A 12467-nucleotide genomic window follows, 5' to 3' on the forward strand; every position below is an offset into this window, starting at 1 on the left:
GTCGGCCGCGCTCTGCCGGCAGATGGTCCGGCTCGCAGCGCATGGGATCGACCAAAGGAAGGCCATGCTTCAGCGGCGCTGAAGCTGCTCGAGATAGGCGCAGAACATGTCGGCCATGGCCTCGGCATAGGCCGCGATCTCCGCCGGGGTCCGTGGGGTTTCCGAGAACCGCTTCCCCACCGTGCTCAGCGTCGTCGTGATCAGGTCGCCGGCCAGCGCGCGCGTCGCGTCCGAAGCCTCGGGCAGGGCTTCCTGCATGAAAGCCCTGACGATGCCTCGGCCCGATGCCTTCGCCTCCCGCGCTTCGGGCGCGTCGCGATAGAGCGGGGCGGCGTCGTCGAGCGCCACACGCATCTCCGCTTCCTCGCACTCCGAGCGGACGAAGGCATGGACGAGCGAGCGCAGCCGCTCGAACGGCGGCCGTTCGGCATCCTCGAGGATGCGCCGCAGCAGCTCGGTCGTCTGCCGCCATTCGTCGCTCTGGAGGCGGAAGAGGATCGCCGCCTTGTTCGGGAAATATTGATAGAGCGAGCCGACGCTGACGCCCGCCTTCTCCGCCACCCGCGCCGTGGTGAAGCGGTGCGCGCCTTCCTTCGCCAGAACCTGAACCGCCGCCTCCAGGATCGTGGCGACGAGCTCGGTCGAGCGCGCCTGCTTGGGCTGTTTTCGCGAGGAGATCGAGGCGGTTCGGCGATCGGTCATCGGACGTCCTGGGAATGCGAATAGGTAACCTGACGAATTATTCGTATTTTTGCCTCCGGCGCAAGGTTGCGCTTTCCCCGGACTGGAGACTTCGATGACTATCCTTACCATCCCTCCGCTCGCCCCGCTGCTGGATCGCCTGTTCGAGGAGGCGGCCGAGACGTCGCCGGCGGCGAATCCAATCGTGGCGGAGCTCTCGCACGAGGAGCGGTCGCGGCTGATGCGCAGCAAGACCGACTATCTCGATTTCTATGGGCGCCTGAAGGACCTTCCCCTCGCCGTCTCGCGCGAGACCGGCCTGCTGCTCTACATGCTGGCGCGGGGCGGCGGCGCGCGGACGATCGTCGAGTTCGGGACGTCGTTCGGCCTCTCGACGCTGTATCTCGCCGCGGCGCTCAGGGACAATGGCGGCGGCCGGCTGATCACCAGCGAGTTCGAGCCGTCCAAGGTGGCGCGGGCGCGGGCGAACCTGACGGCGGGCGGGCTGATCGACCTGGTCGAGATCCGGGAAGGCGATGCGCTGCAGACGCTGAGCACCGGCCTTCCCGACACGATCGACCTGCTGCTGCTCGATGGTGCCAAGGGGCTCTATCCGGACATCCTCGCCCTGGTGGAGAGCCGCCTCAGGCCCGGCGCGTTCATCGTCGCCGACAATGCCGACTACAGCCCGGATTATCTGGCGCATGTGTGTGCGCCCGAGAACGGGTATCTGTCGATGCCGTTCGGCGAGGATGTCGAGCTGTCGATCCGGATCGGTTGAGGCATCGACATCGGGCCTCGTGCCCTCTCCCCTTGATAGGGGAGAGGGATACCGCAGCTTGGCGCTTTAGCGCCTAGCGGAGGTTGGGAGAGGGGTAGAGCGAGGCGTAGCCTCGCGCGCTTGCTGCGCAAGCGCCCACCCCTCTCCCAGCTCCGACTAAGCGCCTGCTCCGCAGCCGCTAAGTCTGCGCAACCCTCTCCCCTCCTGTAGGAGGGGAGAGGGCATAGGCTGAATGTCGACCGCCGCTAGCTCCCGACCGCCGCTTTCGCCCGTTCGGCGAGGCGGTCGACGGCGGCGGCGTGGATGCCGGGCGCGGTGGCGAGCACGCCGAAGGCCTGGCTCGACGGCGTGTTGAAGGCGAGCGGACGGCCGAGCGCGTCGGTGACGGTCGCCCCCGCTTCCCGGGCGATCAGCACCGCGGCGGCGATGTCCCATTCATGGCCCCAGCGGATCGTCGCGAGCAGGTCGGCCCGGCCGGCGGCGACCATGGCGATGCGCAGCGCGATCGAATTGGGCTTGTCGACCATCACCAGGTCGCGGTCGACCCTGGACAAGCTGTCGGCGGGCACGCGGGCGCCGGCGAGCTCCGCGCGGTCGGCGGCACGGATCGCCGCGCCGTTGCGGCGTGCGCCCTGGCCGGCCTCGGCGCGCCACGTCTCGCTGCGGGCAGGGGCGTCGAGCGCGGCGATCACCGGCTGGCCGTCCTCGACCAGCGCCACCGACACCGCCCAGCCCGGGCGGCCGCGGATATAGTCGCGGGTGCCGTCGATCGGATCGACCACCCACACCCGCCGTGCCGCCAGCCGCTCGCGGTCGTCCGCGGTTTCCTCCGACAGCCAGGCAGCGTCGGGGAGCAGCGCCTCCAGCCGGCGGCGGAGCAATGCGTCGACCTCCAGGTCGACCTCGCACACCGGGCTGCCCGGCGTCTTCTCCCAGCGGCGGAAGTCGGTCTTCCACCGCCGGAGCGCGAGTGCGCCCGCCTCCGCGGCGATCGCCGCGACCGCGTCGGCGAGCTCAGCCACCGGCGATCGTCATTCCGTCGATCCGCACCGTCGGCGCATTGGTGCCGTAGCGGTATTCGAGGTCGTTGGCGGGCGTGAGGTTCAGGAACATGGCCTTGAGGTTGCCGGCGATCGTGAACTCCGCCACCGGGCGGGTGATCTCGCCCTGCTCGATCAGGAAACCGAAGGCGCCGCGGCTGTAGTCGCCGGTGACGCCGTTTACGCCCTGGCCGATCAGCTCGATGACGTAAACGCCGCGCTCGATCTCGCCGATCAGCGTCTCGGGCGGCAGCTTGCCCGGCAGCATCGCCAGGTTGCTGGTCGACACGCCCGGCGCGCCGGAGACGCCGCGCGCGGCGTGGCCGGTCGGCTCGAGTCCGAGCTGGCGCGCCGAGGCCGAATCGAGCAGCCAGGTCTCGAGCATCCCGTCCTCGACGATGCGGGTCGGCGACACCGGCAGCCCCTCGCCGTCGAACGGCCGGGAGCGCAGGCCGCGCGGGCGGTGCGGGTCGTCCTCGATCACGACACCGGGCGCGAACACGCGCGTGCCGAGCGCGTCGAGCAGGAAGCTGGTGCGCCGGGCGATCGCGGCGCCGCCGATGGCTCCCACGAGATGGCCGACGAGACCATTGGCGACGCGCGGGTCGAAGACCACCGGCATCGCGCCGCTCTCGATCCGGCCCGGATCGAGCCGGGCGACCGCGCGCTCGCCGGCGCGGGTGCCGACCAGCTCGGGCGCCTCCAGCTGCGCGGCGTGGCGCGCCGAATGGCTCGCCCAGTCGCGCTGCATCGCCCCGCCCTCGCCCGCCAGCATCGAGGCGGAGAGGCTGTAGCCGCTGACCCGATAGCCGCCGGCGAAGCCGTGACTGGTCGCGATCGCCACCGTCGAGCGCGATGCCGACGCGCCGGCGCCGTCGCTCTGCGAGACGCCGGAGACGGCGCGAGCCGCCTCCTCCACCGCCAGCGCCTGTGCCTTGAGCGTGTCGGGCGCGGGATCGCCGCCGTCGTCGAGGTCGAGATCGGGCGGCGTGCCCTTCATCAGCCGGTCGGCGGGGGCGAGGCCGGCCCACGGATCCTCCGGTGCCAGCCGCGCCATCGCCACCGCACGCTCGACCAATGCGGCGAGGGCATCGTCCGACAGATCGGAGGTGGCGACGCTCGCCGACCGCTGGCCGACGAAGACGCGCAGGCCGAGCTCGGCATTCTCGGACCGGCTGACGTCCTCGAGCGCGCCCATGCGCACCTGGACCGAGCTGGCGACATCGCCGGCATAGACGGCATCGGCGGCATCGGCGCCGGCGGCGCGGGCGCGCTCCACGGCCTGGGCGGCGCGATCGGCGGCTTGCTTGGGACTCAACATCGACGCGACTTAGGGTCCAGACCGATAAACGGCAACGGCCGTGACGGAGCGAATTTTGGTGCAGGGCTAGGAGTGAGGAGGGAGCGATGCTGGTAGCATCGTGACCGACGAAGGACGACGCCATGCGCCAAAATCCGCCCGCCCCTTCGGGGTCGCCCGGAGAGCCTCGCTGGCTACGTCGCTTGCTTGCGCGTAGCTTCAGCTACGCGTCTGCGCCGCGCTCCTTGCCAGCGAAGCTCTCCGGGCGATCACGGCCATTGCCGTTTATCGGTCTGGACCCTGGGGAGTGCGCCGCGGAAGGTCAAAGCGCCGTTCCGACCACGAGGCAGGCGGCGAACACCAGGAAGCCGACGTTGCGGTTCGACCGGAAGCGGGCGAGCGCGTTGGCGCCGTCGGCCGGCACCAATGTCGCGACCTGCCATGCGAAGTGCAGCGCCGCCGGCAGCAGCGCGAGCAGCGCCAGCGGATCGGGCCGCACCTGCCAGATCGCCGCGCCCCAGAGCAGCAGCGCGACCGCGTAGAAGCCGGCGACGCCGGGCTTCACCGCCCGCCCCAGCCGCCGCGCGGAGGAGCGCACGCCGACCAGCGCGTCGTCCTCCATGTCCTGCAGGGCGTAGATGGTGTCGTAGCCGATCACCCAGGCGATGCTGCCGGCATAGAGCAGCAGCCCTCCCGCCGAGAGCCGTCCCGCCACCTCGAACCAGCCGACCAGCGCGGCCCAGCTGAACACCAGGCCGAGCCACGCCTGCGGCCACCAGGTGATGCGCTTCATGAAGGGATAGGCGGCGACCAGCGCGAGGCTGGCCAGCGCGACCGCCGCCGCGGACAAGTGGAGCTGGAGCAGCACGACCAGGCCGATCAGACACAGGAGGCCGAGCCAGGCCCAGGCTGCCTTGAGCGAGACCGCGCCGCTCGCCAGCGGACGGACGGCGGTGCGCGCCACCTGGCGGTCGAGGTCGCGGTCGACGATGTCGTTGTAGACGCAGCCGGCGCCGCGCATCGCGATGCTGCCGAGGAGCAGCCACAGGATCAGGTCCCAGCGCGCCACCGCCCCGCCGGCCAGCGCCACCGCCCAGGCTCCCGGCCAGAACAGCAGCCACCAGCCGATCGGCCGGTCGAGCCGCGCCAGCAGCGCGAAGTTGCGCAAGGCGGGCGGCAGCGCGCCGACCAGGCCGCGGTGCTCCGTATCGGGGACGATCTCGGCGGTCATCGCCCGTCCTGCTGCCAAACCAAATCCCTTTAGGAAAGCCCTGATCGGGCTGGCGGCGGCACTGCGAGGCGCGCTAAGCCGCATCCATGCCCGCCACCCCCGCCTGGCCGCCGCAGTCCACGCCGCGACTGTTCGTCGAGACGCCGCTCTCCGAAGGCGCCGCCGTGCGCGTCGAGGGGGCGCAAGCGCATTACCTCCTGTCGGTGATGCGGCTGAAGGCGGGCGATCCGGTCAAGCTGTTCGACGGCGTCTCGGGCGAATGGCTGGCGGTGGCGGAGAGCCCCGGCAAGCGTGACCTGACGCTGGCGGTGCGCGAGCGGCTGCGCGAGGCGGAGACGGTGCCGGACCTGTGGCTGTGCGCGGCGCCGCTCAAGAAGGGCCGGATCGACTGGGTCGCCGAGAAGGCGTGCGAGCTCGGCGTCGCCCGGCTGGTGCCGGTGGTGACGCGGCGGACGGTGGTGGACCGGCTCAACCTGGAGCGCCTGGGCACGCACATGATCGAGGCCGCCGAACAATGCGGGCGGACCGCGGTGCCGGAGCTCGCCGAGCCGGTGAAGCTGCCCGCGCTGCTGCGCGACTGGCCGGCGGCGCGAGCGCTGTTCTTCGCCGACGAGACCGGCGGCGTGCCGGCGGTCGAGGCGATGCGGAGCCGGCCCGGTCCAGCGGCGATCCTGATCGGGCCCGAAGGTGGTTTCGATCCCGAGGAACGCGAAGCGATCCGGGCGCTGCCGGACGCGGTGGGGATCGGGCTTGGCCCGCGGATCCTCCGCGCCGATACGGCGGCGGCGGCGGCGGTGAGCCTGTGGATGGCGGCGGCCGGCGATTGGGGCACCGCCGCCTGAACCCGGCCGGTCTGCCTTAGCGCTTGCTGCCCGATCCCATGGTCCGCTGGGCATTGGTGATGTCGCGCAAGGCGCGCACGCGCATGTCGAGCTCGCGGCTCTCCGAATCGGAAAGGCCGTCGGCGCCATAGCGGCCGGCAAGCGTGTCGATCTGATCGGCCTCGCGGCGAAGATGGCGCGACTCCCTTTTCGTCAAGGCGCCGCTGTCGCGCCCGTGGCGGATGTCGCTGCGGATTCGGCTCGTCTCACGCTCGATCGATGGCTGGGTCGCCGTCGAGATGCCGGGCAGTCGCGCGCCCGGTGGCGGCGGACCGTAGACCGATTGTGCCGATACCCCGGTCGGCACCAGCAGCACGCACAGGGCGATCGCTTCGAACCGCATTGCCGTCCTCCCGTAGCATTCACGGCGCAGCTTCATCTCCTCTCGCTGAACCTCCGATGAGCGCTGCTGCGGCCTCTAGCGCATACCCTCGCCCCCGAGTAATGCCCGGCCATGACGACGAAGACCGTTTCGAGCAGCAACTCGCCCGTGATCGAGTGCAGGGATCAGCTGACGGCGTTCTTCGCGCGCGGCGAGAAGCCGAAGGCGCACTGGCGGATCGGGACGGAGCACGAGAAGTTCGTATTCCGCCTCAGCGACCATCGCGCACCGAGCTATGACGAGCCGGGCGGCATCCGCGACCTGTTGAACGGGCTTACCGAGTTCGGCTGGCAGCCCGTGATCGAGGGCGACAACGTCATCGCGCTGACCGGTAGGGACGGCTCGATCAGCCTGGAGCCTGCCGGCCAGTTCGAGCTGTCCGGCGCGCCGCTCGACAATCTCCATGAGACCTGCGCCGAGACCGGGCGGCACCTCCGCCAGGTCAAGACGGTCGGCGACCGGCTCGGGCTCGGCTTCCTCGGACTCGGCATGTGGCCGGACAAGGCGCGCGCCGAGCTGCCGATCATGCCCAAGGGCCGCTATGCGATCATGCTGCGGCACATGCCGCGGGTCGGCAACCTCGGCCTCGACATGATGCTCAGGACCTGCACCATCCAGACCAACCTCGACTATGCGAGCGAGGCGGACATGGCGCAGAAGTTCCGCGTCGCGCTGGCGCTGCAGCCGCTCGGCACCGCGCTGTTCGCCAACTCGCCGTTCACCGAAGGCAAGCCCAACGGCTATCTCTCCTACCGCAGCCATATCTGGTCGGATACCGATCCGGCGCGGACGGGGATGCTGCCGTTCGTGTTCGAGGACGGCTTCGGCTACGAGCGCTATGCCGACTATGCGCTCGATGTGCCGATGTACTTCGTCTACCGCGAGGGCAAGTACATCGACGCGGCGGGGCTCAGCTTCCGCGATTTCCTCGAAGGCAAGCTCGAGGTGCTGCCGGGCGAGCGGCCGACGATCGAGGATTGGTCGGATCATCTCTCGACCGCCTTCCCTGAAGTCAGGCTCAAGACCTTCCTCGAGATGCGTGGTGCCGATGGGGGCCCCTGGGACCGCATCTGTGCGCTGCCGGCGCTGTGGGTGGGGCTGCTGTACGACCAAGGCGCGCTCGATGCGGCGTGGGACTTGGTCAAGCACTGGTCGATGGAGGACCGGCACGCGCTGCGGAACGCGGTGCCGAAGCTCGCGCTCGATGCGCCGCTGCCGGGCGGCGGCAGGCTGCGCGACATCGCCGGCGAGGTGCTCGACATCGCCAGCGCCGGCCTGTCGGCAAGGGCGCGGCTCGATGCGTCGGGGTCGAACGAGACCGGCTTCCTCGATCCGCTGCGCGAGATCGTCCGTACCGGCAAGGTGCCGGCCGAGATGCTGTTGGAGCATTATCACGGCGCCTGGGGCGGCGACGTGCGCGGGGTGTACGGAGAGCTCAGCTACTGAAAATCCCTCTCCCATCGGGAGAGGGAGGGAGCCGCGTAGCGGCGGAAGGGTGAGGGTGACCGGGTGGTGATACGTCACCCTCACCCTCCCACTCGGCTATGCCGAGCGGGCCCCTTCCTCTCCCGATGGGAGAGGGGTTTTGCTGCGGCCCGTGATCCAGGCGAAGAAGCGGGGCACCGGCGCGTTGCGTTCCATCCATTCGCTGTATTCGCGGTAGGCCGGATCCATGCCGAGATGCGCTTCCTCGGTCTTGGCGCGCCAGTAATAGACACCGGCCACGGCCAGCATCAGCGCGGTGTTGCGCATCGCGTCGACCCAGCTGCCGGTCGTCGCCAGCATCGGCATGGTCGAGATCAGCCAGAACAGATTCTTGCTGAGATAGGCCGGGTGGCGGCTGAAGGCATAGGGCCCGTGCGTCAGGATGCCGCGATGGGTGAGGTTGGAGAAGCGCAGACCGAACGCCACCGTCGCCCAGGCATAGATGGCGGTGAGGCCGACCAGGACGAAGGCGACGATCGCCATCAGCGTGGGATGACCGGAGAGCCAATGGACAAAATCCGACGTGCCGGGGTGATAGTCGAGCGGGCCGCCGTCGGCCATCAGCACGAACGGCGGATAGCAGATCAGCGCCGCGGTCCAGCCGGCGGCGAGCGGGGTCGCGCTGCGGATGTGCGAATCGAGCGCGCGGAAGGTGAGGATATAGCCGACCGTCGCAAAGGCGACGTCGACCAGGAACATGAAAGTGATCAGCCATTGCGCCAGCGCCACGGGATCGCGCCAGAGGTTGGCGGTGTCGCCACGGATGAAGTCACCGAAACCGGCCGGTACGATCGCGAGCATGAAGGCGAGGAAGAAGCCCTTCACCGCCCAGGCACGCAGATGGGCGTAGATCGCCTCGCGCTCATAGGGCTCGTCGAGGTTGAGCAGCCAGGCGCCGAGCGTCCAGGCGCCGTCGCGCGGCTGCTTGAGGTAGCGGTCCGACCAGATCACCCAGGGGATCGCGCCAAGGAACAGCACCGGCGCCGCCATCGCGAAGCACCACATCGAAAAGACATAGGGCCCCTGCCAATAGAAGCGGGAGAGCGCATAGACGCAGGCGATGCCGCCCCAGGTGAGCCACAGGCCGGCGATCTTGGCGAGGCTGACGTCGATCGTCTCGCTGAGCGGGCGGGGATTGTCCCAGTCGATGCCGGTCGAGGGGTTGCGGTGGACCTTGTCGACGAAGATCGACCACAGCACCATGGGGACGCCGGCAGCGACCACGTTGGTGAGCGCCGACAGCGGCCCAGGCATCTCGAAATACAGCGCTACCGCGGTCCAGGCCAGCAATCCCGCGAGACCCGCCAGGCCGACGCCGGTGCTGACCGCCGACTTGGGCCGCGGATCGGCCTTGGCGCGGGCGGCGAGCGTGGCGTCGTGGTACATGGCCGCCGCTCTAGCCGCGGAATGGTAAGCAAGCCGTGAACCTTTGAAGCGGACGCCGCTTGCCCCATCGTCACCCCGGCCTTGTGCCGGGGTCCACCGGGCGGCTCATCCAGAGCTCGAACCTCCTGCTGCAATGCCTGCGGTGCAGTGGACCCCGCCACAAGGCCGGGGTGACGACCAGAGGAGGTGAGGCAGGTGATATTGCAACATGGCTAGCTTGCTCTAAGAAACGGCGCATCCCGTTTCATATGAAAGTTTCTCGATGCTCCGTCCGCTCGCGATTCTCCTCCTCGCCTCCGCCGCCCCGTCCGCTGTCGCCCAGATCAGGAACTCGGCGCCGGTCGCCACCGCCCCGTTCACCGACACCATCCCCGAGGCGCGCGACGTCGACTATCCGGGCGGCGTCATCAGGCTGGAGGTCGACGCGACCGATACCGAGCAGGGGATCTATCGCGTCAAGGAGACGGTGCCGGTCGCTCAGGCCGGCCATTTCGTGCTGCTCATGCCGAAATGGCTGCCCGGCAACCATGCGCCGCGCGGGCAGATCGAGAAGCTCGCGGGCCTCAAGGTCACCGCGGGTGGGAAGGTGATCCCGTGGAAGCGCGATCCGGTCGACGTCTATGCCTTCCACCTCGACGTGCCGGAGGGCGCGAAGCAGCTCGACGTCTCGTTCCAGTTCCTCTCCGCGACCGCGCCCAACCAGGGCCGCATCGTCGTCGCGCCGAACATGCTCAACATCCAGTGGGAGGCGGTGAGCCTCTATCCGGCGGGCTATTACACGCGGCGCATCCCCATCCAGGCGACGGTCAAGTATCCGGCGGGCTGGACCGCCTATTCGGGCCTGCCGTCGACGGCGAACGGGTCGACCTACAGCTATCAGCAGACGACCTACGACGTGCTGCAGGATTCGCCCACCATCGCCGGGCGCTACGCCAAGTCCTGGCCGCTGTCCCCGCGCGTCCACCTCGACGTCGTCGCCGACAACCAGGCGGAGATCGACGCCGCCACACCCGAGATGATCGCCCAGCACAAGGCGCTGGTCGACCAGGCGGTGAAGCTGTTCGGCGCACAGCATTACGACAACTACCACTTCCTGCTGTCGATCAGCGACGAGATGGGCGGCAACGGCCTGGAGCATCACCGCAGCTCCGAGGACGGCGTCGACCTCGGCTATTTCAAGGAGTGGAAGGACAAGGCGCTCGACCGCAACCTGCTGCCGCACGAGTTCACCCACAGCTGGGACGGCAAGTACCGCCGCGGCGCGGACCTGTGGACGCCCGACTTCCGCACGCCGATGCGCGACAGCCTGCTGTGGGTCTATGAGGGGCAGACGCAGTTCTGGGGTTATGTCCTGCAGGCGCGATCGGGGCTGGTGGGCAAGCAGGACACGCTCGACCAGCTCGCGATCATCGCCGCCAACTATGACAATATGCAGGGCCGCAAATGGCGCCCGCTGATCGACACCACCAACGACCCGATCATCTCCGCGCGCCGGCCCAAGGGCTGGACCAACTGGCAGCGCAGCGAGGATTATTACAACGAGGGCCTGCTGATCTGGCTGGAGACCGACGCGCTGCTGCGCAAGCTGTCGGGAGGCAAGAAGTCGATGGACGATTTCGCCCGCGCCTTCTTCGGCATGAACGACGGCGACTGGGGCGAGCTGACCTACACTTTCGACGACGTCGCCAAGACGCTGAACGACATCCAGCCCTATGACTGGGCGGGCTTCCTCGACCAGCGCGTCAACAAGATCAACGAGCGCGCACCGCTCGCCGGCTTCACCGACAACGGCTATCGCCTGGTCTACACCGACCAGCCGACCGACATGTGGAAGGCAGCGGAGAAGGACCGCAAGCAGCTCAACCTCACCTTCTCGCTCGGCATGACCGTCGGCAAGGACGGGCAGATCACCGGCGTCGTGTGGGATTCGCCCGCGTTCAACGCCGGCTTCGACGTCGCCACCACCATCGTCGCGGTCGACGGCGACGCCTATACCGAGGACAAGCTCAAGGCCGCGATCACCGCCGCCAAGACCGGCAAGGCGCCGATCAAGCTGCTGGTCAAGAACGGCAGCCGCTATCGCACCGCCGAGATCGATTATCGCGACGGACTGCGCTATCCGCGCCTTGAAAAGACCGGCACGGGCACGAACGGGCTCGACCGGCTGCTGACCGCCCGTTAAGGCGCGCGCGAACCCGTCCGGTCTCCGGAGCAATCCGAGGGCCGGGCGGCCACTCGCGAACAAGGACCAGTCCATGCGTATCGACATGGTGCCGGTGGGCGACAACCCGCCGCACAGCCTCAACGTCATCATCGAAGTACCGTCGGGCGGCGAGCCGGTGAAATACGAGTTCGACAAGGCCTCGGGCGCCTTGTTCGTAGACCGTATCCTCCACACGCCGATGCGCTATCCGGCGAACTACGGCTTCGTGCCGCATACGCTGTCGCCGGACGGCGATCCGCTCGACGCGCTGGTGATCGCGCGCTCGCCGTTCATCCCCGGCTGCGTGGTGCGCGCGCGGCCGATCGCGGTGCTCAACCTCGAGGACGAGCATGGCGGCGACGAGAAGCTGGTGTGCGTGCCGGTCGACACCACCTTCCCCTATTATTCGGACGTCGGCGAGCGCGGCGACCTGCCCTCGATCGTGTTCCAGCAGATCGAGCACTTCTTCACCCACTACAAGGACCTCGAGGCCGAGAAGTGGGTCCGGGTCGGCCAGTGGGGCGACGCCGAGCAGGCACGGCAGATCGTGATCGAGGCGATCGAGCGGGCCAAGGCGGCGAAGGCGGCTTAATATCTTAGCTCCTCCCCGGCACGGGGAGGGGGACCAAGACGCGCAGCGGCTTGGTGGAGGGGGCCCTCCACCAGCGAGATCGTGTGAGGCCTACCCCCTCCACCACCGCCTTCGGCGGCGGTCCCCCTCCCCGCAAGCGGGGAGGAGCTAGCGGCGCCTCCGCTTCGGCTTCATCGCCGCGCGCCGCCCGGCTTCGATCGCCAGCCGCGCCCAGCGGCGGAGCTCGTCGGCGTCGTCATAAGTTTCGTCCGGCGCGCGGCGGTAGTTCATCGACTGGACCTTGCCGCCGTCGCGCTCGACCGTGAAGCGCGGCGCGCCGACCGCATCCCATTCGGCGTCGGTCTCGGCATCCGCCTTCAGCCACAGCGCATCGAACGCCAGGATCGCGAAGGCGATGCCGTCGCAATAGAGCGCCGCGGCGCCGAACAGCCGCTTGCGCGTGACGCGGCCGAGCGGCTCGACCGCTTCGGCGACCCAATCGGCGAGGCCCTCATCGACCGCCATT

12 protein-coding genes are annotated in these 12467 nt (G+C 69.1%); 5 read left to right on the forward strand and 7 right to left on the reverse strand.

The genetic code is table 11. The features are described 5' to 3' along the window. Nucleotides 1-69: 69 nt before the first annotated feature. Nucleotides 70-702: a TetR/AcrR family transcriptional regulator gene (locus tag AC2YHA_RS10405; protein WP_487401441.1), complete on the reverse strand. Its 633-nt coding sequence runs from the start codon at nucleotides 700-702 to the stop codon at nucleotides 70-72. A 94-nt stretch (nucleotides 703-796) separates the two neighbouring features. On the opposite strand from AC2YHA_RS10405, the gene AC2YHA_RS10410 reads away from it, so the two are divergent. Next, nucleotides 797-1462 (forward strand): O-methyltransferase, encoded by a 666-nt coding sequence (locus AC2YHA_RS10410; protein WP_233785467.1) that lies wholly within the window; start codon nucleotides 797-799, stop codon nucleotides 1460-1462. A gap of 245 nt (nucleotides 1463-1707) precedes the next feature. Here AC2YHA_RS10410 and AC2YHA_RS10415 read toward each other — a convergent pair whose 3' ends face one another. The 3 genes from AC2YHA_RS10415 to ubiA form a co-directional block, all read right to left on the reverse strand. Next, complete coding sequence (locus AC2YHA_RS10415) at nucleotides 1708-2484, reverse strand: 3'(2'),5'-bisphosphate nucleotidase CysQ (protein WP_487401442.1); 777 nt, start codon at nucleotides 2482-2484, stop codon at nucleotides 1708-1710. Then, nucleotides 2477-3823, reverse strand: coding sequence for a TldD/PmbA family protein (locus AC2YHA_RS10420; RefSeq protein WP_487401443.1), 1347 nt, complete (start codon nucleotides 3821-3823; stop codon nucleotides 2477-2479). The genes AC2YHA_RS10415 and AC2YHA_RS10420 overlap by 8 nt, the downstream gene beginning before the upstream one ends. Before the next feature lie 301 nt (nucleotides 3824-4124). Then, nucleotides 4125-5033: a 4-hydroxybenzoate octaprenyltransferase gene (gene ubiA, locus AC2YHA_RS10425; protein ID WP_487401444.1), complete on the reverse strand. Its 909-nt coding sequence runs from the start codon at nucleotides 5031-5033 to the stop codon at nucleotides 4125-4127. Between the two features lie 86 nt (nucleotides 5034-5119). On the opposite strand from ubiA, the gene AC2YHA_RS10430 reads away from it, so the two are divergent. Then, the gene (locus AC2YHA_RS10430) at nucleotides 5120-5875 is read left to right on the forward strand and encodes a 16S rRNA (uracil(1498)-N(3))-methyltransferase (protein WP_487401445.1); all 756 of its coding nucleotides are present in this window, start codon (nucleotides 5120-5122) and stop codon (nucleotides 5873-5875) included. A 16-nt stretch (nucleotides 5876-5891) separates the two neighbouring features. Here the strand turns inward: AC2YHA_RS10430 and AC2YHA_RS10435 are convergent, their stop codons facing one another. After that, on the reverse strand, nucleotides 5892-6257 hold the full coding sequence (locus tag AC2YHA_RS10435; RefSeq protein WP_487401446.1) for a hypothetical protein: 366 nt from the start codon (nucleotides 6255-6257) through the stop codon (nucleotides 5892-5894). A gap of 111 nt (nucleotides 6258-6368) precedes the next feature. Here AC2YHA_RS10435 and AC2YHA_RS10440 point away from each other — a divergent pair, with 111 nt between their 5' ends. Further along, the gene (locus AC2YHA_RS10440; protein WP_487401447.1) at nucleotides 6369-7742 is read left to right on the forward strand and encodes a glutamate--cysteine ligase; all 1374 of its coding nucleotides are present in this window, start codon (nucleotides 6369-6371) and stop codon (nucleotides 7740-7742) included. 96 nt (nucleotides 7743-7838) lie between these two features. Here AC2YHA_RS10440 and AC2YHA_RS10445 read toward each other — a convergent pair whose 3' ends face one another. Further along, the gene (locus AC2YHA_RS10445; protein WP_487401448.1) at nucleotides 7839-9167 is read right to left on the reverse strand and encodes a methyltransferase family protein; all 1329 of its coding nucleotides are present in this window, start codon (nucleotides 9165-9167) and stop codon (nucleotides 7839-7841) included. A 262-nt stretch (nucleotides 9168-9429) separates the two neighbouring features. Here AC2YHA_RS10445 and AC2YHA_RS10450 point away from each other — a divergent pair, with 262 nt between their 5' ends. Together AC2YHA_RS10450 and ppa are read left to right on the forward strand one after the other, a co-directional pair. Beyond that, nucleotides 9430-11349: a M61 family metallopeptidase gene (locus AC2YHA_RS10450; protein ID WP_487401449.1), complete on the forward strand. Its 1920-nt coding sequence runs from the start codon at nucleotides 9430-9432 to the stop codon at nucleotides 11347-11349. A 73-nt stretch (nucleotides 11350-11422) separates the two neighbouring features. Further along, on the forward strand, nucleotides 11423-11962 hold the full coding sequence (gene ppa / locus AC2YHA_RS10455) for an inorganic diphosphatase (RefSeq protein ID WP_487401450.1): 540 nt from the start codon (nucleotides 11423-11425) through the stop codon (nucleotides 11960-11962). A 147-nt stretch (nucleotides 11963-12109) separates the two neighbouring features. Here ppa and AC2YHA_RS10460 read toward each other — a convergent pair whose 3' ends face one another. Continuing rightward, nucleotides 12110-12466 (reverse strand): TfoX/Sxy family protein, encoded by a 357-nt coding sequence (locus tag AC2YHA_RS10460; RefSeq protein WP_487401451.1) that lies wholly within the window; start codon nucleotides 12464-12466, stop codon nucleotides 12110-12112. Nucleotide 12467 lies beyond the last annotated feature (1 nt).

This window comes from Sphingomonas sp. SRI_018 (genome assembly GCF_057586275.1).